This window comes from Pseudoalteromonas sp. PAR1 (assembly GCF_947311895.1).
GTDB lineage: Bacteria > Pseudomonadota > Gammaproteobacteria > Enterobacterales > Alteromonadaceae > Pseudoalteromonas > Pseudoalteromonas lipolytica_C.
On sequence record NZ_CAMZMY010000004.1, the window covers coordinates 25,268 to 46,865 of the forward strand.

At 40.8% G+C, this 21,598-nt stretch carries 19 protein-coding genes; 5 read left to right on the plus strand and 14 right to left on the minus strand.

The genetic code is table 11. From position 1 onward, the window contains the following. Window positions 1–23 precede the first annotated feature (23 nt). From QL229_RS04145 to QL229_RS04180, 8 genes are all read right to left on the minus strand, one after another. On the minus strand, window positions 24–518 hold the full coding sequence (locus QL229_RS04145) for an MgtC/SapB family protein (protein WP_138557599.1): 495 nt from the start codon (window positions 516–518) through the stop codon (window positions 24–26). A gap of 30 nt (window positions 519–548) precedes the next feature. Beyond that, window positions 549–1,652, minus strand: a complete 1,104-nt coding sequence (locus QL229_RS04150) for a GNAT family N-acetyltransferase/peptidase C39 family protein (RefSeq protein WP_138557600.1) — start codon at window positions 1,650–1,652, stop codon at window positions 549–551. Further along, window positions 1,652–3,046, minus strand: coding sequence for a RimK family protein (locus tag QL229_RS04155; RefSeq protein WP_138557601.1), 1,395 nt, complete (start codon window positions 3,044–3,046; stop codon window positions 1,652–1,654). Before QL229_RS04155 ends, QL229_RS04150 begins: the two co-directional genes overlap by 1 nt. 242 nt (window positions 3,047–3,288) lie before the next feature. Beyond that, a complete protein-coding gene (locus QL229_RS04160; protein WP_138557602.1) occupies window positions 3,289–3,765 on the minus strand; it encodes a GreA/GreB family elongation factor in 477 nt (158 codons plus the stop codon). A gap of 76 nt (window positions 3,766–3,841) precedes the next feature. After that, entirely contained in the window at window positions 3,842–4,762 is a 921-nt protein-coding gene (secF, locus tag QL229_RS04165; RefSeq protein WP_138557603.1) for a protein translocase subunit SecF, read from the minus strand. Then, window positions 4,759–6,570 carry a protein translocase subunit SecD gene (secD, locus tag QL229_RS04170; RefSeq protein ID WP_138557604.1) on the minus strand — a complete coding sequence of 604 codons (1,812 nt, stop codon included), beginning with the start codon at window positions 6,568–6,570 and terminating at the stop codon, window positions 4,759–4,761. The genes secF and secD overlap by 4 nt, the downstream gene beginning before the upstream one ends. Before the next feature lie 73 nt (window positions 6,571–6,643). Then, the gene (locus QL229_RS04175) at window positions 6,644–7,015 is read right to left on the minus strand and encodes a hypothetical protein (protein ID WP_138557605.1); all 372 of its coding nucleotides are present in this window, start codon (window positions 7,013–7,015) and stop codon (window positions 6,644–6,646) included. A gap of 207 nt (window positions 7,016–7,222) precedes the next feature. Then, window positions 7,223–8,269 (minus strand): NAD(P)-dependent alcohol dehydrogenase, encoded by a 1,047-nt coding sequence (locus QL229_RS04180; RefSeq protein ID WP_138557606.1) that lies wholly within the window; start codon window positions 8,267–8,269, stop codon window positions 7,223–7,225. A gap of 172 nt (window positions 8,270–8,441) precedes the next feature. Between QL229_RS04180 and QL229_RS04185 the strand changes: the two genes are divergently transcribed. The 3 genes from QL229_RS04185 (at window position 8,442) to QL229_RS04195 (ending at window position 12,340) form a co-directional block, all read left to right on the plus strand. Next, window positions 8,442–10,223 (plus strand): ABC transporter ATP-binding protein/permease, encoded by a 1,782-nt coding sequence (locus QL229_RS04185; RefSeq protein WP_249930217.1) that lies wholly within the window; start codon window positions 8,442–8,444, stop codon window positions 10,221–10,223. Between the two features lie 74 nt (window positions 10,224–10,297). Continuing rightward, entirely contained in the window at window positions 10,298–11,011 is a 714-nt protein-coding gene (locus tag QL229_RS04190; protein WP_138557607.1) for a YebC/PmpR family DNA-binding transcriptional regulator, read from the plus strand. A 54-nt stretch (window positions 11,012–11,065) separates the two neighbouring features. Further along, the gene (locus QL229_RS04195) at window positions 11,066–12,340 is read left to right on the plus strand and encodes a protein kinase (protein WP_138557608.1); all 1,275 of its coding nucleotides are present in this window, start codon (window positions 11,066–11,068) and stop codon (window positions 12,338–12,340) included. A 37-nt stretch (window positions 12,341–12,377) separates the two neighbouring features. On the opposite strand, the gene QL229_RS04200 is transcribed toward QL229_RS04195, so the two are convergent. After that, complete coding sequence (locus QL229_RS04200) at window positions 12,378–13,499, minus strand: sterol desaturase family protein (RefSeq protein WP_281546498.1); 1,122 nt, start codon at window positions 13,497–13,499, stop codon at window positions 12,378–12,380. Window positions 13,500–13,913: 414 nt separating this feature from the next. Between QL229_RS04200 and QL229_RS04205 the strand changes: the two genes are divergently transcribed. Both QL229_RS04205 and QL229_RS04210 read left to right on the plus strand, forming a co-directional pair. Next, window positions 13,914–14,423 (plus strand): type VI secretion system amidase effector protein Tae4, encoded by a 510-nt coding sequence (locus tag QL229_RS04205; RefSeq protein ID WP_138557610.1) that lies wholly within the window; start codon window positions 13,914–13,916, stop codon window positions 14,421–14,423. Between the two features lie 368 nt (window positions 14,424–14,791). Continuing rightward, on the plus strand, window positions 14,792–14,980 hold the full coding sequence (locus tag QL229_RS04210) for a hypothetical protein (protein ID WP_135924920.1): 189 nt from the start codon (window positions 14,792–14,794) through the stop codon (window positions 14,978–14,980). 261 nt (window positions 14,981–15,241) lie between these two features. Here QL229_RS04210 and gap read toward each other — a convergent pair whose 3' ends face one another. From gap to glk, 5 genes are all read right to left on the minus strand, one after another. Beyond that, entirely contained in the window at window positions 15,242–16,246 is a 1,005-nt protein-coding gene (gene gap / locus QL229_RS04215; protein WP_135924922.1) for a type I glyceraldehyde-3-phosphate dehydrogenase, read from the minus strand. Between the two features lie 18 nt (window positions 16,247–16,264). Beyond that, the gene (locus QL229_RS04220) at window positions 16,265–16,885 is read right to left on the minus strand and encodes a bifunctional 4-hydroxy-2-oxoglutarate aldolase/2-dehydro-3-deoxy-phosphogluconate aldolase (RefSeq protein ID WP_054551439.1); all 621 of its coding nucleotides are present in this window, start codon (window positions 16,883–16,885) and stop codon (window positions 16,265–16,267) included. A 34-nt stretch (window positions 16,886–16,919) separates the two neighbouring features. Beyond that, window positions 16,920–18,770 carry a phosphogluconate dehydratase gene (edd, locus tag QL229_RS04225; protein WP_138557611.1) on the minus strand — a complete coding sequence of 617 codons (1,851 nt, stop codon included), beginning with the start codon at window positions 18,768–18,770 and terminating at the stop codon, window positions 16,920–16,922. Between the two features lie 430 nt (window positions 18,771–19,200). After that, window positions 19,201–20,214: a LacI family DNA-binding transcriptional regulator gene (locus QL229_RS04230; protein ID WP_135924926.1), complete on the minus strand. Its 1,014-nt coding sequence runs from the start codon at window positions 20,212–20,214 to the stop codon at window positions 19,201–19,203. Window positions 20,215–20,236: 22 nt separating this feature from the next. Continuing rightward, entirely contained in the window at window positions 20,237–21,235 is a 999-nt protein-coding gene (gene glk, locus QL229_RS04235) for a glucokinase (protein WP_135924929.1), read from the minus strand. Between the last annotated feature and the right edge of the window lie 363 nt (window positions 21,236–21,598).

Sequence of the window (21,598 nt, forward strand, 5' to 3'; positions counted from 1 at the left end):
TCACTCTAATCTATTATCTAACTTCACTTTTCTTTTCGATAATACAACTTTGAATAGCGTTTTACACGGGCATGCACGCCGCGACCTAAACTCTTAAATTTAGCTTCAAGTACATCTACACCATATAAAATACCTACTACTAGCACAGATAGTTTTATTGCAGCTAGTAAGTTGTTGGTGGCAATGACAACACCAATTGATGCTAATACCCAGATCGTTGCAGCGGATGTTACTCCGACAACCGCGCCATCTTTTGCAAGCATTACTCCGGCACCTAAAAAGCCAATACCGGTGATAATTTGCCCCACTACACGTGAATGGTCTATCACATCGCCATGTAACATAAATGCAGTAGCAAGAAATAAATAGGTACCCAACACAATGAGTGCTGAGGTACGTATACCAACAGGTTTGCCGCGTAATTGGCGCTCCATACCAATAATTGCGCCGCAAAAAGCGGCGCTACCAATTGCTGACCAAGAATAAGGGGCAATATCAAATAAACTACTCAGTGTCACTGTACTTCCAAATCAAACTAACAATCAAAATTATAAATAAAAGGCCATCGCAGTGCTGAGTCGTGATGAACCAAAACTCGCCATTTTGCTAAAATCGGCTTTGGCTATTGGCACATGCTGACAGTCAATCGCCAATTGCTTTTCGTTTTCACAGAATGGATCATGAACATACAAGCAGTGCTCATCAATATGGGTTACACACACCCAATGCGGTGATTTTTTTCCATCAAATCGATAGGTGCTGATCAATAACACCACCGCTTTACCCTCAGCAAGCCAATCTTCAATGGAGGCCAAGGTTAACTCTTGATACCTCACAGGCAGTTTTGCAGCGATTGCTTCAGCCACAAACTGATTGTGTACGGTATGCAAAATGGCTTTTTTCTTTTCGCTTCTCACCCCGTCAATAAACAAAGTATCACGGGTATTTAAAACAACATCAGCTTTAAAACCTCGCTTCATTGCCGCAAGTGCTAACCCTAGAGGATGGCAACCGCCATGCCCTGATGTCATGAAAATAGTCGTCGCTTCACGCCATATATCCAGCTCTTTGAGTTGGCTCATTGCGGTATCATTCAAGGATGACATTGCCATTAATAGCGCCGCAGGACCACAGGTAAACTCGGTTGTTTGCTGATACCAAGGCGTGTGTTTATCGGCATTAAATTCGATATTACGACGAATGTTTTTTTGCATTCGATGGGCATCACTATGGTCATCATAATAATCACTGTAATGACCAAATACCTGATAACCCAGTTTTTCATATAAGCGAATTGCTGAATGGTTGTTTACCGCAACTTCTAAACGCATGTATAAACGGCCACGTTTAGCCGTTTCGTTTTCAAGCGCAAGCAGTATCTTTGAGGCAATGCCTTTGCCTTGCTGAGATTGTAAAACAGCCAGTGAATATAACCGAGCGAGGCGCGTCCCTTTGTGACACCACACTAAACCATAACCAACGAGTTGGTTATCTACCTCTGCCACCATCAGTAAACCATGCGTTGCGCTGATCCAGCGTTTTAAACTACGGCTACTTAACCTATCTTGACTAAAGCTTTGTTCTTCAATCGCTACAAGGGCCGCCAAATCCGTTGCCTGAGCAAAACGGATTTGGCAAACAGATGCGTTCATTAACCGCGGCCTCGTGCTTCTAGGCGTTGTTTAAACTCATCCATAATGATCATATAAAGCTCATCACCTAAATAAGCATCTTCGACTTTATGGTCGATACTCGGGTTGTCATTCACTTCTAACACGTATGCTTTACCTTGATGCTCTTTAACATCAACGCCATACAAACCTTTACCCACCGTTTTACAGGCTTTTAATGCTGCATCAAGTACCACTTTAGGTAGCTCAAACGTTGGCAAAGTTTCAAAACCACCTGAGAAAAAGCGTTTTGCATCATGGTTGTAAATTTGCCAGTGATTACGCGCCATTAAATAACGACATGCATAAATTGCACGGCCATTTAACACCCCGACACGCCAATCATATTCGGTGTACATATACTCTTGCGCTAGCACAAGTGCACTGAACTCAAACAGCTCAGTTAACTTAGCAACTAACTCATCACGATTAGCAACTTTAAATACACCTTTAGAGAAAGAGCCTTCTGGCATTTTTAATACCAGTGGGTAGCTAAAGTTTGCTTCTAAACTTTCAATTGTCTCTTCGTTTGTATCAGCCACAACATGAGTTTTTAAACTCGGCACTTTTTGATAATTAAAGGCATCGTGTAAATACACTTTATTACAACAACGCAATATTGACTCTGCATCATCAATGACCACTAAGCCTAAGCTTTGTGCTTTACTTGCTAAGCGATAAGTTGGATGGTCGATAGCCGTTGTTTGACGAATAAATAGCGCATCAAATTGTGCAATATTGGTAATTTCATCAAATGTCAGTGCTTGAGCATAAATACCATGTTTAGCGGCTGCTTTAATAAATTTAGCAATGGCATCTTTATCACTTGGCGGCACTTTTTCTTGGTGATCAACCAATATAGCCATATCCCAACGGTAACGACGTTTTTTATCGTGAATGCGCCACACAGACTCGGTAAAGCTACTGAGTTGTTTTACAAACTCTGTAAAGCCAGTGTCATCTAATGATGCAATTGTGCCTTGTTTTACAACACCTTGCTCATCACACACCAAAATAGGCGCAGGATATTGTGAGAATAATGCTTTGGTTGCTTTACTTTGCTGCTCTTTATCTGTGTGACCAAAAAAGACAGTGCCACCAGCGAGCTCTTTATGACGCGTGCTGTGCTCATCGCTACGGAGCGCATTAATTGTTTTTACACTCGGTAATACCTGATGCTTTCTCGCTTCAGCAAGCAAAGAACAATAATAACCTTTACTTAAATACTGCCCTGTATCACACAAGTTTAAAATGCGCGTTTTTGGCTCATTATGTTTTGGGTAATCACGTAAGTAGGTGTCAAAGGTAATGACATTTTCGAAATTTTGAGCAATACGTTGCTCATTGTTATCAACCACAATCAAGGTTTTAAACACGACTTTTCCTAAATTAAGTCTTATGAAAAAAATGAAAACACCCAACCAATTAAGTGAACGCATGAGGCTAAACTTCACTTAACTAGATGGGTGCTTGGAATACCAATTCACAATAATTGTGTAATTAAGCGTATTGGTATAAGCATTAAGCTTGATGTGATTTATAGAGGGTTTTTAGCTTTGTGACCAACGAGTTATTTTTTACCTTAAGATGAAATTTATTGATTAATAAATTTTCTAGATCAGAGTATTTCAGTAATGTTGTAAAACTGCTTATTTCCTGCAATAGTCAGTGTTACTTCATCATTAATTTGCTTGCCAATCAGTTGCTTACCTAACGGCGCTTCTCGGGTTACAACATAAATCGGTTGCTCTTTTACGGTGACCACTAAGCCACCAGCACTTGGACCCATAAAGAACCACTTTGCGTTATCTTGCTCATCGATAAGACACACTAATGCACCTTCACGAACCTTATTAAATTCGCTTTCTTTAAACACCGTATTGAATGCCTGAATATCACGGTAGCACTCATTAACTCGCTCAGCTTGCCCTTGCGCTAAGTATGCAGCCTCTAAACCCAAGGTATCGTATTGAGTTTCAGCAACACTTTCTTCGTGAGTTGCTGCATCATGGGCCGCTTTTGCCGCTTCTTTAGCGTTTTGCAGTTGTGCCTCAAGCGCAAAGCGTAAATGTTCAATTACGTGTGTTTTATTCATATCAAAGCAGTTAAAACAGAAAAGCCGCTATTCTATGGAAAAATAGCGGCTGATGAAAGTAAGTTATAAAACTGACTTACGGCATCTCCATATAGGCTTTGGTTTTATCATCCAGTGTTTGGGTGTAATTTTCTGAACTTAACCCCAATAACTGCGGCAAGGTCGCGGCGATACAAATCGATGAGAATGTCCCCACCACAATGCCCACAAATAACGCGATAGCAAAACCCGTTAATGCAGCCCCTGCAAGCAGCCAAATACAGGCAATGGTCGCAAGTGTTGTGCCTGAGGTGATCAATGTACGCGTTAACGTAGAGCCAATTGCATCATTAATCACAACATGGGTATTTATGCGTTGATTGTCTGGCTGAATACGTAAAAGCTCTCTGACTCTGTCGCCAACAATAATTGAGTCATTTAATGAATAACCAATAATAGCCAGTAAACTCGCCAGCACGGTTAAATTAAACTCAAGCCCTAGCAAAGAAAACAAACCAAGCACTAAAGTTAAATCATGTAACAGTGCAACCACTGAACCTACTGCGAGTCGCCATTCAAAGCGCACGGCAAGATAAACCATAATTGCAATCAGCGCTGCAAATAAAGCTAAACAGCCCTGTTCAAAAAGCTCATCACCCACTTGTGAGCCTAAAAATGAGCTAGATAATACGCTATAGTCGACGCCTTGTTCATTCAGCTCTGCTTGCCAAGTACTGGCTTTACTCACCTCTGGCGCTTCTCTTAAAACAAAGTGATATTCACCCGCTTTAGTGATGGTTAATTTGCTCGCAGCCTCAGAGCTTAACTTTGCTTTTAAATCAGTAATTGTGGTGACTGACGTTGTATTAATTTCAGTAATGTAGCCACCTGTAAAATCAAGGCCAAAGTTAAGCCCCTTAACAGATAAAACACCCAAGCTCGCGATGACTAAAATACAACTTAGCAATAGCCCTAAAACGCGCGCTTTACTCGCGGCAGTTAAAGTAGACCAACTCATGCTTTTGCCCCCGTTAAATTGGTTAGTTTTATGTACAGTGTTTGGCTAAGCGCTTTTGAAATGTAAACGCCAGTAAATACGCTAGTTAATAGGCCGAGCGCTAACGTGATGGCAAAGCCTTTCACAGGCCCATAACCTATGGCATATAAAATAATCGCCGTGATCATGGTTGTTACATTGGCATCAAAAATGGTCGTAAATGCTTGGTTATAACCTTGCTCAATCGCTTGATATGTAGGTCGACCCTTGCGTTTCTCTTCTTTTATTCGCTCAAAGATAATCACATTCGTATCAACAGCCATACCTATCGTCAGAACAAGACCTGCAATGCCCGGTAAGGTCAGTACAACGCCCGGCAATAACGACATTAAACCAACTAAAGCAGTTAAATTTAGTAGCAAAGCAATATTGGCAATCAGCCCTAAGCGACGATACCAAAGCGCCATAAATGCAAGGGTAATACCGATACCCAGCATTAACGCAGCTAAGCCATGCTCAATGTTTTCACTGCCTAAGCTTGGGCCTATGGTTTGCTCTTGTACAATGGTCACTGGTGCTGTGAGCGACCCTGCACGTAATAGAAGCGCTAAATCGTAAGCAGCTTGTGGGCTTTTCATATTGGTAATGCTAAAACGAGAGCTTAAGTGCTGAGCAATGTTTGCCACATTGATCACTTCGCTTTTTTTCACAACGTCGCCATTTTCACCCCGTGAGTATTCAGAATACACAGTGGCCATTGGCTTACCAATGTTGTGCTTCGAAAAAGCAGACATCGCATCACCACCTTGCGAGTCTAAACTGAGCTGAACTAAAGGCTTGCCCCACTCATCTTTACCAACACTGGCATTATTGATGTGATCACCTGAAAAAATCGCTATAGGATTTAAATTAACAACGCCACCGCCTTGCACATTAAACGCTTTACCACCTACTTCGACGACCTGATAAAAATCGAGGGTCGCTGTTGCACCAATAATACGCTTAGCTTCAGATGGGTCTTGCACACCGGGTAACTCGATGCGAATGCGCTGCTTACCTTGTCGTTGCGTTACCGCTTCTGTGATGCCAAGCTCTTCAATACGACCACGCAGGGTTGTTAAGCTTTGCGCCATAACTTGTTTATTGAATTCGCTTTGGCTTTGCTCATTAAAATGCAGTAATACCGTGGTTAGGTTATTAGTGGTTGATTTAGTTTGCATCAGGCCTTTGAATTGACCTTGTAACGTTGAGACGAGCCCTGCGAGTTGCTCCTCGGAGCTTGGTAAAATTTGTAGCTCAACCCCTCCTTTTACTTCACTTGCCCGAATACCACGAATTTTATCTTTACGAAGCGCCAATTTAGTTTGTTGATACACACTGCTTAAGTGCTCTTGCATTGCTTTATCTAAGTCAACATCAAGCACAAATAACACCCCACCATTTAAGTCGAGTCCTAACTTAATTGGTGAAAGACCAAGCTGCTGAAGCCACTGTGGGCTTGTCGCATGCTCAACAATTTTAGCCTCTAGCTGTGGATATTGTGTTTTGATAAAACTCAGCGCATTGGCACTTTGGGTTGGCTCGCTTAATAAAATAGCCAGTTGTGCTTGGCTATCATTGGCTTCAGTCACTTCAAAACCATGTTGGTTTAGAGAAGTTGTCACACTTTGCAGCGTCACAGTTTGATCTGGCAAGCTAATGTGCAACCAAGATTTATTAGGATAAAGATTAGGTAATGCGCTTACCGCTAGTAAAATACACGCCGCTATCATAGCGACATAACTCATTTTTAGACGACGCCATAGCGCCGGCTTTGATTTATGTGACATACATGACTTCCTTCCGGCATTGTCAGCCGGTAAAAATTAACTCCAAAAATACAAAAGTAACGAAGGAAGTCGTTTAGTTATGGTAGGTCGTGTTGGCTTTGTACAAAAGATTAGCGTCTTTCCAGCCACTAATGCGGGATTTACGCTGGGTTGCTAAGGCAAACCATGGGATCTCACGCACAGCCCCTGGCGGCGCTAGAAAGTGCTCTTTCCCCCAATCTTCAGCAAAGAATTCTATTAATAGCTCGTAATCAGGGTCAACCTGACTATGATAAAGAAACAATGATGAATTACTGGCAGTTAAACGCGGCACAAGGGTATCAAACCCCGATGGTTCTACCGGTTTGTGGTGTTCTGCTGTATGAGTTTGGGAAATAACTGGGGTTTTAGTCAGCTCGACTTGGAACAATTTAGTCGCAGCAAAGTGTGAGTGAGTATCAGGCATAGCCATGCTCTGTGCACTAAAGAACACAGTAAATAGCAAGATAATGACTGAGAAAAACCGTAACAAGAACTGACCAATAAATTAAGCGGATAACATGGCTATAATGAGGGTAAAAAAATAAAACACAAGGTATTACTTAAATAAAAATAACTAAAATAAAAGCGAGCCCATTTTGGCCCGCTTAGTAATTTAACTTTATTAAACGAGTTAAACCTCTAATGATGACATGTCGATAACAAAGCGTGAGGCCATATCACCTTGCTTTAATTTATCGAATGCGTCATTAATTTGCTCCATTTTGATCATTTCAACTTCAGGCAAAATATTATGTAGTGCACAGAAGTCGAGGATTTCTTGAGTTTGCGCAATACCGCCAATCAATGAGCCTGCAACACGGCGACGCCCCATTAATAACGGCACTGAATTAGACTCAGCAAGCGCACCTACTTGACCAACCAATACTTGAGTCCCATCAATATCTAAAAGCGGGATATACGGCGTAAAGTCGTGTTTTACCGGAATGGTATTAATGATCACATCAAATTGATTAGCATGCGCTTGCATGGCAGCTTCATCGCTTGATACCAATAAATCTTTTGCGCCATAAGATAAAACCTGCTGTTTTTTCTTATCACTACGGCTAATTGCCGTAACATGTGCGCCCATTGCAGCTGCGATTTTAATCGCCATGTGGCCTAAACCACCTAAACCAATCACACCAACACGGCTACCTGGGCCGACATTCCAGGTACGTAATGGCGAATACGTTGTGATACCCGCACATAAAATTGGTGCACATTTAGCAAGGTCTAAGCCTTCAGGCACGCTCAGTACAAATTCTTCACGCACCACAATGTGTTTTGAATAGCCACCTTGAGTGAGTTCACCGCTAATGCGATCTTGTCCTGAGTAAGTCCCTACCATACCTTCACGACAAAACTGCTCTTCACCGTGATGACATTGGTCACAGCTTAAACAGCTATCAACCATACAACCTACAGCAACATTATCGCCCACTTTGTATTTAGTAACGCCGCTGCCTACTTCAAGGACGCGACCAACGATTTCATGGCCTGGCACGACTGGGTATTGAGTCCAGCCCCAGTCGTTTTCTGCGGTGTGCAAGTCTGAATGGCACACGCCACAATAAAGAATTTCAATTGATACATCTTCATCACGAAGTGCACGGCGTTCAAAATGATACGGCTCTAATGGTTTTTCAGAATCATGTGCTGCATAACCGACGGTTTTCATGCTTACTCCTTAATTTTCTTCGTGTTTAACTCATGCAATTAACAAATTTGCTAATGCGCTGGTGTATACTGCACTCAGTATAGAGGTAAATTTGCAAAATACACTTGCCTAAAACACGAAAGCTTTTGCCTATTTTTATCAAATTGATTTTTAAGAGACCCCCATGCGTGGAATGAGCCGCAAAGAACAGGTGACGAGATCGCCTGATGCAATGAACCTATCACAAAGCATCAAAACACTCTGGCCCTATTTAATGACCTTTAAAGGCCGAGTTATTTTAGCCGTAATGGCGCTTATTGCAGCAAAGGGCGCCACATTGCTGATGCCTTGGGCACTTAAAGAAATAATTGACGCGGTTGATGCAAGTATAAACCCGGTATTGAGTGTTCCCATTGCCCTGCTGATCGCTTATGGTTTGCTGCGCTTTGCCAGTGTGTTTTTTGGTGAAGTTCGCGATGCATTATTTGGCCGTGTTACAGAGCACGCTATGCGCCATATTGGCTTAAAAGTTTTTAAACACTTGCATAGTTTAGAGCTTGCCTTTCATCTTGACAGGCAAACAGGTGGAATTAGTCGCGATATAGAGCGTGGTACAAGTGGCCTTAGCTTTTTAATGCGCTTTTTGATGTTTAATATCGTACCAACTTTATTTGAAATAATCACAGTAGCGATTATTTTTGCGACCTTATTTTCGCCGTGGTTTGCACTAGTCACCGTTATCGCGGTCGCTATTTACATTGCTTTTACTGTGATAGTAACTCAGTGGCGTAACCGATTTATTCGTGAAGCAAATACTGCCGATAACAACTCAAACACCCGTGCTATCGACAGCTTACTAAATTACGAAACCGTTAAGTACTTCAACAATGAGCAATATGAAGCGACCACCTACGACAGCTTTTTAGCTAAATGGGAGCAAGCAAGGCTAAAAAATCGTTTATCGTTACTGGCGCTTAATTCAGGGCAGGCACTTATTATAGCCGCAGCTATTACAGCGCTAATGTGGCTAGGTGCCAGTTCAGTGGTCAATAAAGAGCTGACAATAGGTGAGCTTGTGATGATCAATGCCTACATGATCCAGCTATTTTTACCGCTTAACTTTTTAGGCTTTGTTTATCGTGAGATACGCCGTGCGCTGACTGACCTTGAAAACATGCTCGGGCTGTTAAATCGAAAAGCTGCCATTAGCGATGACAAAGATGCAAAACCATTAAAAGCAACCAAAGCAGCTATCCGATTTGAAAATGTCTCTTTTAGTTACGACAAACAACGGCCGATTTTAAATAACTTAAGTTTTGAAGTTACTTCTGGCAGCAAGGTAGCCATTGTGGGTGCCAGTGGCGCAGGTAAAAGCACTCTAAGCCGCCTACTCTACCGCTTTTATGATGTGGATGCGGGCAAAATTTATATCGATGAGCAAGCAATCAACACAGTAACACTTGAGAGCTTGCGCCAAGCTATTGCCATCGTACCGCAAGATACGGTGCTATTTAATACCAGCATTCGCGAAAACATCGCCTACGGAAACCCAACTGCAAGCGAAGATGAAATTGATAAAGCCATAAGCCTTGCCCATTTAGATGGATTTATTGCAAGCCTAGACAAAGGCGATAAAACCCTTGTTGGTGAGCGCGGTTTAAAAGTGTCGGGCGGTGAAAAGCAGCGCATTGCAATAGCCAGAGCCATTTTAAAAGGTTCACCGATTTTATTATTTGATGAGGCAACATCGGCGCTAGATTCGCATTCAGAGCAAGCCATTCTTAGTGCGATGCGTGAAGTCGCACAAAGGCACACAAGCTTAGTTATTGCACATCGTTTATCAACAATTACTGACGCAGATAAAATTATTCTGATGAAACAAGGACAGGTTGTTGAACAAGGTCAGCACCAACAGCTACTTGCTGCAAATGGTGAATACGCTCGAATGTGGCAGTTGCAGCAAAGCGATGAATAAATACTGTTAACTAGTGGGTTAAATGATTAGAATAACCGCTTTATTTTTATCTATAACAAAAAGGCAACACGCAGATGGGCAGAGCTTATCAAAACAAAAAAGACTCAATGGCAAAAACTGCGGGTGCAAAAACCAAAGTTTATTCAAAGTACGGAAAAGAAATTTATATCTGCGCTAAGAATGGTGGTGTTGATCCCGATGGCAACTTAGCGCTGCGTCGCTTAATCGATCGTGCTAAAAAAGACCAAGTACCTACGCATGTAATCGAGCGTGCAATCGATAAAGCCAAAGGTGGTGGCGGCGAAGATTACGTAGCAACTCGCTACGAAGGTTACGGACCTGGTAACTGTATGATTATTGTTGACTGTTTAACCGACAACAACAAACGCACCTTTGCTGACGTACGTGTTTGTTTTACTAAAGCGAATGCAAAAATTGGTGCGCAAAACTCAGTATCACACTTATTTGATCACCTTGCTATTTTTGTGTTTGATGGTGATGATGACGAAGCTGTTTTAGAAGCACTAATGATGGCTGATGTAGATGTAACTGATGTAGAAGTTGAAGACGGTAAAATTACCGTATTTGCTCCGCATACAGAATACAACAACACGCGTACAGCACTTGAAGAAATGGGAATTACTGATTTCCACGAAGATCTAATTGCCTTTGTGCCGCAAGTAGAAGCACCGATTGAAGGTGAAGACGTTGAAGTCATGGAACGCTTTTTAGCCATGCTAGAAGACTGTGATGACGTACAAAACGTTTACCACAACGCACAGTTTTAATTAAAAAGGCCAACCAAGTTGGCCTTTTACCTTTTTAACCCAAAGGAATCAACATTGAATACCCTCGAAGAGTTACAAGCCGGTTCTTTACAAGGTTGTACCCGGCTTCAGCTTGTTGCAGAACTAACCGAATTCCCAAAAGAAATTTATACCCTAGCCGATACGTTAGAAATCCTTGATTTATCAAATAACCAGCTAAGTGATTTACCTGACGATTTTTACAAATTAAAAAATCTAAAACGGCTGTTTTTATCATTTAATCAGTTTAAACATATACCAGAGGTGCTAAGACAATGCCCAAACTTAATCATGGTGGCATTTAAAGGTAATCAAATAACTGAATTTGAAGCGCACTGTTTGCCAACGCAGATTGAATGGTTAATCTTAACTGATAATCAAATCCCCGCTTTACCTGAAACATTTGGTGAGTACAGCAAGCTTAAAAAGCTCGCACTGGCAGGTAATCAGTTAACACATTTGCCAGAGTCAATGGCTAATTGTAAAGAGCTTGAGCTAATACGTTTAAGTGCCAATAAGCTTACAAAAGTTGAAGATTGGCTTTTAGCTTTACCGAAACTTGCTTGGCTTGCCTTCTCTGGTAACGATTTAAATCGCTCAACTAGCTTACACTGTGAGCTGTTTGGCCAAATTGCACTGGATGAAATCGATATTAAAAAGCAGATTGGCCAAGGTGCATCTGGGGTTATTCACTTAGCCAATTGGCATCAACAGCCTGTTGCTCTTAAGTTATTTAAAGGCGAGATCACCAGTGATGGTTATCCACTCGATGAGCTAAATTGCTGTTTAAAAGCCAGTGAGCATCCAAATCTCATTAAAGCATTAGGCTATGTTGATGAAGAGTCACAACTCGGTTTAGTGATGGAGCTTATCAGTAAAGAGTTTACGAATCTTGGTTTGCCACCTTCCCTTGCAACTTGTACACGAGACACATTCGAAGACAACTGCCAGTACGCGCCAGAAATAGTGCTAAAAGTCGTTAAGCAAATGGCCAGTACCCTCGCCCATTTGCATCAAAAGCAAATAAGCCATGGTGACATTTATGCCCATAACAGCATGATCAATTCACAAGGCGAGTTATTATTTGGTGACTTTGGTGCGGCAACAGACTTATCAATGCTGACGCCTGATCAACAGCAGCTATTAGAAGGCATTGAAGTACGCGCCCTTGGTTATTTCATCGATGATTTACTGACTGTAGTGAGTGAACAAAACGACATTACTAAGATGCTTGCTGACATAGCTCAAGAGTGCTTAGTGCTCAGCTCAGAAAAACGCCCTCGCCTTTCTGAGCTAGTTTCGCGATTATGATTTAGGGTCATTATAAAAATAAAGCCTCAGCGAGGCTTTATTTTTGCTTTTTAAACGGAAACACCTGCTGCTTTAACATACCTTCGGGCATGTAATCGCCGACTACACCATATTTATCGGGCCACTCTGCTTGGCCTTTGACAGCAGTGCCAAATAGATAATCTAAAAAAGAAAAATGCGCAGCATAGTTACGGTCAATGGCTGCTTTATCAGATGAATGATGCCAATGATGAAACTGAGGCGTAACCAGCAAATACTTTAACCATCCAAATCTCACACGAACATTGGCGTGGTTAAATACTGCCTGAAAGCCAACAATTATTACATATAGGCTAATAACATCCGATGGAAAGCCGAGCACAAAAATAGGCGTGAGCACTAAGCTGCGCGTCACGAGTATTTCTAAAATATGCTGACGAGAGCCTGCCAGCCAATCCATTTCTTTTGCACTGTGATGCACGGCATGAAAACGCCAAAGCAGTGGCACTTCATGATAAGCCCTATGCACAAAATATTGCATTAAATCGGCTACTAAAATGATTAAAAATAGCTGCAGTAAAAATGACAGTTGAATAATAAAGCCCTGCACTGTATCAGACACAGCCCAACCAAATGCGTGATGCACGAACTGATTGGTTGCCAGCAACACAAAACCAATAATTAAGTGATTAACAAAGAAATGATTTAAATCACCCTGCCACTCAGAACGGAGGATTTTTTGCTCTTTACGGTGCGGCAGTAGCTTCTCAATTAGAATAAAAATCAGGGTTGAACCAAGTAAGTCAAGAATGAACCAATCAAGCCCCAAGTACGGCGTATTATCTTTAAAGTCGCCCACCTCAACATTAGGCCCGCCAAATGCAATAGCCACAACTATAAACACCCAAGCCGTTGCACCGAGCCGTTTATTAGTATTACGAACAAAGTTCAACAACCCTAAACTGCCTGAAATAATTAATGCCACAAACATCAGCTGACGTAAAAACTCGACACTGTAGTTTTGCCTAAGCTCTGGGGTCGTTAAGTACTCTGGAAAATGAAAAGCTAATACCCCTAAACAGGATAAAACCGCTAAGAAGCAAGCAATATAGCCGCTGATATTGCCTTCCCCCACTTGAAACTGCTCAGCCCTAAATAGCCGATGATAAAGACGTGTCATGATATAAAAATCCATTTATCAATTTTTTTGCAGCATAACACAGAAGAATTTAGGAAAAAATATTGTAATGTAAGACATTATAAAGCAGCGTGAATGTTTGCTAACAAGTATCGATAGAATCAAATGTAAGTAGCCAACTAAAATACAAAAGAATCCTTATTGACTTTAAATGAGGAACAAACTAGCCTGCACAAGTAAATTATTTTTAAAGGAATAAAAATGTCTACTTTCTCAATAAATAACCTACCATACGATGTACCAAACAATTCTGCTGATTAACTTAGAGTTTTAGCAGCAATTATTGAAGTACCATACTCGATAGTAATTAATTACAAAAAATGAACTTTAGTCGATTTTGTTCAAAACCTTTGAAGATATTTACAATCAAGACCATCTCTATTATAAGGATATAAAATGTTACAATTTAAAGATTTATGGGAAAACTTTCCTGAAAAACAACTGATCAGAGCAAGATGTCAAAATAAGCAAACTAATAGCTCTTCCCCATTTGGAAACTATTGCGCTATTAACTTAAGTGACGCATTAATTAAATCTGGCGTATCAACTGCAGTAGCTAAAGTTAAGAAATGCTGGGGACACGCTGGCATGAAACATATTCTTTTAGCAGAAGAAATGGCCAGTTGGCTTAAAACTTCAAACTTTAGTTGGTTAGGTGATCTACAAAAAATTAATCCAAAAACTTTCCAAGATGACCTAGATGGTAAAACTGGAATTATATTTTTTAAAGATTATTGGCAACGAGGCAGTGAGTCTGTTACTAACCGTAGTGGAGACCACATCGATCTTTGGAATGAAGATCAAATTACTAGTGGTGGTATGCTGACAAGATCAATATATGAATTCTTTGGTGTAGTATCAGATCTTAACAACAGCAAAGATATTTGGTTTTGGGAGATTAAATAACTATGTCAAAGGCTAAGTCATATCTTTTGAATATAAGTCTTATTTTAGTTAGCGCATTCGCGAACTTCATGTTGTTTTTAGAAGCTTATAAGAAACTCTCTATTCCATTTATGAATGAAGAACAAAGAGTGGAGAATGCCCCTTTGCTTTTTATTTATGTACTTCCTTCATTTATATTTATTTCTTTTATAGTAATTTTTCTACATAAAAAATTACTCAATACACAGAAATGCAAAGAATAAAAATACAGAAGACTAAATTTAGATAATACTTATCCAAAACATGATGGGTGTTATCTTATTATTAATCTTATATATGAAGAAAAATGCCTACTTTGATTCTTAAATAGCGATTTAGCAATGAAATACATGAGTAGATTAGCAGCTGGGGTATTTTTGATTGAGGTGATTGCCATTTTAGGATGGCTACACTCTTCCACTGACATGCTGCAAAATATTACTTTCTTCTCAACAGGAGTAATAATTATTATTTACTTAAACTATTTGTCCTACTTGCTAAAAAAGCAACGAGCGTCGGATAATGATAAAAATAATTAACTTAACAATCTATTTTATAATTTTTTTAGCCATAACATATCACTGGCTCTCATCACCTTTGGATACTAGGCAATCTATGTTTTATTCCATTGTTACCGTCTTTCCCCTTTTAGCATTTAACATTATTTTTAAAATTTACAGAAAAATCAAATAGCTTAGTATTTACATCAATCCATATTAAGGAAGTAACTAAGCACTAAAACCAAAAAAGCCACGGTAAACGTGGCTTTGTTGGATAAAGCTTAAACTTTTACTGTTCTATTATAAGAACTGACCTAGCGCTTTAACTTGGTCTAACATGCGGTTTGAGAAACCCCACTCGTTATCGTACCAAGCCATTACTTTAACAAGCTTACCATCTACTTTAGTTTGTGTAGAATCGAAGATTGAAGACGCAGGGTTGTGGTTAAAGTCGATAGAAACAAGCGGTAATTCATTATATTCAAGAATACCTTGCATTGCACCTTCTGATGCAGCTTTAACGACTTCGTTGATTTCTGCTGCAGTTGTTTCACGCTTAGCAACAAACGTTAAGTCTACTAAAGAAACGTTGATTGTTGGTACACGTACTGCCATGCCGTCAAGTTTACCCGCAAGTTCAGGAAGCACTAAGCCAACCGCTTTAGCTGCACCTGTTTTAGTTGGGATCATTGACTGAGTTGCGCTACGTGCACGGTATAAGTCTGGGTGATAAACGTCAGATAAGTTTTGATCGTTTGTGTAAGCATGGATGGTTGTCATGCTACCTTGCTCGATACCTACTGTGTCGTTGATTGCTTTTGCAATCGGTGCTAAACAGTTTGTTGTACACGATGCGTTTGAAATAATGTTGCTGTCAGCGTTTAAAACTTCGCTGTTAACACCATGAACAACCGTTGCATCCATATCAGTACCAGGCGCAGAAACGATTACTTTTTTAGCACCGGCTTCAATGTGTTTTGCAGCTGCTTCACGTGAAGTGAATAAACCCGTACATTCTAATACGATATCGACGTTTAATTCCTTCCAAGGAAGGTTTGCAGGATCACGTTCTTGCGTAAGGGTAATTTCATCATTACCAATTAGCATGGTGTTTTCAGCAAGTGTTACTTTTTGAGAAAATTGACCGTGTACTGAGTCAAATTGAGTTAAATGCGCGTTAACATTTGCTGGTGCTAAATCGTTGATAGCAACAATTTTGATTTCGTTGTTTTGAGCTGACTCATAAAGAGCACGTAATACGTTACGACCGATACGTCCATAGCCATTAATTGCAACATTAATCATTCTAATATCTCCCGTTAATTATTTTACTTCACTTGCTTGGCGAGCAAGCGCTTCAATGGCTTGCCAGTCTTTGTTTTCAATAAGTTGTTTATCTAACATCCAAGTACCACCTACACAGATTACGTTTTTAAGTGCCAGGTAGTTAGGTGCTGTTTCAAGGCTAATGCCGCCTGTAGGGCAAAAAGTTACTTGTGGTAAAGGGCCACCAATTGATTTCAGCATTGCTGTGCCACCTGCCGCTTCTGCAGGGAAGAACTTTAAGAACTTAAAGCCATGGCTTGCTAATTTCATTACTTCACTTGGTGTTGCTGCACCTGGTAAAAATGGAATATCAGTGTCTTTAGCCAGTGCTAATAATTCGTCGTTTACACCTGGGCTAACCATGAAGTCAGCACCGGCTTCTACAGATGCATTAAATGTTGCTTTATCAACCACAGTGCCTGTGCCAACGTATGCTTCTGGTACGGCTTCTTTCATTAGCTTTACAGCTTCTGCCGCAATCGGCGTACGTAAAGTAATTTCTAGTGCTTTTAAGCCACCGTTATAAAGCGCACGTGCAAGGGGTGCTGCATCTTCAAGTTTTTCGATAACAACAACCGGTACCACAGGTGCCGATGATAAAATTTTCTCAATGCTCATTGTTTGTTCCTCATAGCCCAGTAACGGCGTATTATTATTCTAAACCAAAGGCGCTAGCGCCTAGGTCTGCACTACTTACTATATTTCTGAAACCTGCGAATAACTCTCGGCCTGTACCATATGTTTGGCTTGGTTGGCTAAGTTGTAGTTCACGTTTTGCTAATTCTTCATCGCTTACGTGTACTTTCAATACACCCGCTGGTGCATCAAGCGTCACTAAATCACCTTCGTGAATTTTTGCGATTACACCACCTTCAACCGCTTCTGGTGCTAAGTGGATTGCAGCAGGAACTTTACCTGATGCACCCGACATACGGCCGTCAGTCACAATCGCCACTTTGTAGCCTTGGTCTTGGAGTGTTGCCATTACTGGCGTTAATTTGTGAAGCTCAGGCATGCCTTTCGCTTTCGGACCTTGCTCTTTAATTACAGCAATAAAGTCGGTGTTTAATTCACCACGGCTATACGCTTCTTGTAACTCGCCTTGTGAGCTAAATACTTTAGCTGGCGCAGAAACAACCTGATGTGACTCAGCCACTGCAGATACTTTAATAACTGCTTTACCAAGGTTACCTGTAAGAAGCTGTAAACCACCCTGCTTGCTAAACGGGTTATCAATCGGGCGTAAAACTTCTTCATCGTGTGACTTTTCAGGACACGCTACCCATTTAACTTTGCTTGGGCCTGTGCTGTTAGTCATGATCACTGATGAATCTTTATCTAACATTGGCTCTGTGGTGTAAGCTTCAAGGCCATCACCAACAATCGTTTTCACGTCGTTGTGTAGGTAACCTTTGCTAAGTAGTTGCTTCATTAGGAAGCCCATACCACCAGCAGCTTGGAAGTGGTTCACATCTGCTGAACCATTCGGGTAGATGCGCGTAAGAAGTGGCACAACTTCAGATAGGTCAGCCATGTCTTTCCACGTAAGGATCACACCCGCTGCTTTAGCGATTGCTACTAGGTGGATTGCGTGGTTTGTTGAACCGCCTGTTGATAACAAGCCGACTAAACCATTAATAATTGTTTTTTCACTCACTACGTCTGCAAGGCAGTTAGCATCTTTTGTTTCGATTAACTGCTTTAACATGGTTTCTACAGCATGACCTGTTAAACCATCACGTAGTTCTGTGTATGGGTTAATGAAAGAGCTACCAGGTAAATGTAGACCCATGATTTCCATTAACATTTGATTCGAGTTTGCAGTACCGTAGAAAGTACAAGTACCGGCACTGTGATACGACGCGCTTTCTGCTTCTAACAGCTCTTCGCGACTTACTAGGCCTTGTGCAAATTTTTGACGTACGCGGGCTTTTTCTTTATTCGGGATACCCGATTGCATTGGACCTGCTGGTAAGAAATACGTTGGTAAATGACCAAATGATAAGGCACCAATTAAAAGTCCTGGGACAATCTTGTCACATACACCTAAACAGAAAACACCGTCAAACACGTCGTGCGATAAAGAAACCGCAGTCGACATTGCAATCACATCACGTGAAAACAATGACAGTTCCATACCATCACGGCCTTGTGTTACACCGTCACACATTGCAGGTACACCACCAGCAACTTGTGCTGTTGCATCGTACTTGGTTGCAAGGCTTTTGATGATTTCTGGATAATCTTTGTAAGGTACATGCGCAGAAAGCATGTCGTTATAAGCGTTGATGATAGCTAGGTTTGGTTGCTCGTCAGCTTTTAAACGAGCTTTGTCATCGCTGCTACAAGCAGCCATAACGTGTGCAATATTACCACAGCCTAAACCTGCACGAACTCTTGTTTGTTTTTTTGCGTGCGCGATTCGCTCTAAATAAGCTTGGCGGGTCTCTTTACTACGTTCAATAACGCGGTCGGTGACTTCTTGGATACGAGGATGCAACATAAAATTCGACTCATCTCTATAGTTAGAGGATAAAGGCTCAGTAACAATTACAGACTCCACGAATATAACTGTACTGAGCATCTTTGATTTACCCGTTCAAAGGTACGCTATCAGGCTGTCTCTCACAACCAACCTGACACCGGTGTCACTGTATTAACTCATGACTGTGACACCGGTGTCAACCCTATCTGTTAAATTTAGTTTAATTTTTTAAAATGACCAAATAATGAACAATTTAATTTTAGTAGAATATGAGGATATTTCATGTTTATATCTACTCATAACGACTTAGATAAAGCTTACACACTGCCAAATTTATTATTTATAAACAGTAATTTAAATTAAAACTCACTCTTTTCTAGCTTCAAAATAAAAAAGCCCGAGAACGCGTCACTCATTCTCGGGCTACTGTGAAAAAATATGATGAAATTTATTTAATTGCTGCTGTTGATTCGCGAGTAATTAGCTTTGCTTCAAGTGTCACTTGATAAGGTGACTCTTGTGGTTCACTAATATGTGTAATTAATTGCTTAACTGCTTGTTGTGTCATTTCTTCAACTGGCTGTGCGATGGTGGTTAAACCTGGCCAAATATGACGGGCAATAGGTGCGTTATCAAAACCTGCAATAGAAATATCGTCTGGCACTTTCAATTGCATTTGCGTAGCTAACTTTAATACCGCTGCTGCCATGTAGTCATTTGAAGCAAAGACTGCCGTTGGCCTAGGATTTAAATCTAAAATAGTACGGGCACTATCAACACCAGAGTGATAACTAAAGTTACCTTCTTCGACTAAACGCTCATCAAATTCAATGCCGTTTGAGGCAAGTGCACGGCGGTAGCCTTTAAAACGTTGTTCTGTAGCACTATGATCTGGGTGACCTTTAATAAACGCAATTTCTTTGTGACCAAGCTTAATTAGATGCTCAGTTATTTCAAAAGCGCCCTGCTCGTCATTACTTCGTACAGAAATAGAATCATCTTCAAGGGTGGCTGAGGCTACACGAGCATACGGGATCTTTTTCGACTTTAAAAAACTCACTAATTGAGGAAAGTCCGAAAAAGGTGGAGTTAAAACGATACCATCTAAACGAGAGGTTTGAATTAACTGCTCAATGTTACTAATTAACTCTTCGCCACGTAACTCACAAGGATGGATCAATAAGTTGTAATTAAGTTCATGACACGCAGCTAAAGCACCTGTTTGCACGCGGGTAATGTAACTTTTACTTGGGTTGTCGTATAAGCAACCAATTATGAAACTGCGATTTTGTGCTAAACCACGGGCAATAGGATTAGGCGTGTAATCTAACTCTTTAAATACTTTTAGTACCTTTTCGCGCGTTGCATCACTCACGTTTGGCTCATTATTCAGCACGCGAGAGACTGTTTTCTTAGAAACACCAGCATGGCTGGCAACACTGTTGATGGTAACTTTTTTCATCCGCTCTTAATCCAACTGCAAATTACGCGTTACTGTTTACATGTAAACACGCAGCAGCACCAATGAATGGAATGTTGTCTTGTGTTACTAGTGTAACAGGGATCTGTGAAGTATATTGCGACATAATACCTTTGTCTGCAAAACGCTCAATAAATCGACTCGATAATAGACGTTGTTGCATGCGTGGTAAAATACCACCACCAATAAATACACCACCTAATGCACCAAATGTAAGTGCTAAATCGCCGGCTACGCTGCCAATCCAATCACAAAACTGATTTAATGTCGCATCACACACTTCGCATTGGCCTGTAGTAGCTAATTCACTAATTTGCGCTGCATCTAAATTTTTAGCTTCTACACCTTTTACCGCAGCCATAGCACGATACAAATGCGCAATACCTGGGCCTGAGAACACGGTCTCAACAGATACATGATTTAATTGTTTTTTAAGCTCAGTGATTAAAAGGCGGTCTAATTCTGTTACTGCGGCAAGGGTAATATGACCCGCTTCGCAGCTAAGTACTGCGCTGCCTTGAGAGGTACGCACTAAGCACGCTGCACCAAAACCAGTGCCTGGGCCCATTACTGCAATATTTGCATTTTCATCTGCTTGACCTGCCTTAACGGCCATATTTTGCGAATCGTCTAAATATGGTGCTGCATAAGCAAATGCGGCAAAGTCGTTGATAACTTCAAGTTGCTCAAATGAAAACTCAGCTTTTAAATCTGCAACGTTAAAGTGCCAGCCAAGGTTTGTTAAGTGTACTTGGCCTGCTTTTATAGGGCCCGCTACCGCTAAACATGCACGCTTAGGCTTTGGGAACGATATTTGACTGAAATACTGATTAATTGCACTTTCTAAAGAACCAAAATCAGCACTTGGGAATGTTAAATTATGCTTTATAACAAACTGATTTGTTTGCGTATTAAAGTCTGTGATTAAAGCGAAACGAGCGTTAGTGCCGCCGATATCGGCAACAAGAATAGGAGCGAATTCTGTAGTTGTCTGTGTGTTCATGTTGTTTTCTCTATTTGTCTAAGCTATTGCCGCTTATTTTTCTAGTTTTCAATGGCAAAGCCACTGTGTCTGCTAAACTTTGGGTCGTTGCCTCAAAGAAGCTATCTTTTGTATTAAAAAAATGCTGCCCAAATGAATGGGCAGCCAAATACGTTTTGACAACAAAATGATAAAACAGTGACATTATGACACCGGTGTCAGATTCGAATCAATAAAAATTTTCATTATTTGTGAATGCATACGTATTTTATTAAAAAACTCACGCCTTAAGTGCTAAAAATCAACAAAATGCACAGAAATAACACCTATTAGCTCTGAGTTTTGCTTGTAATTAACCACTCGTCACAAATAGCTTGAAAAAAA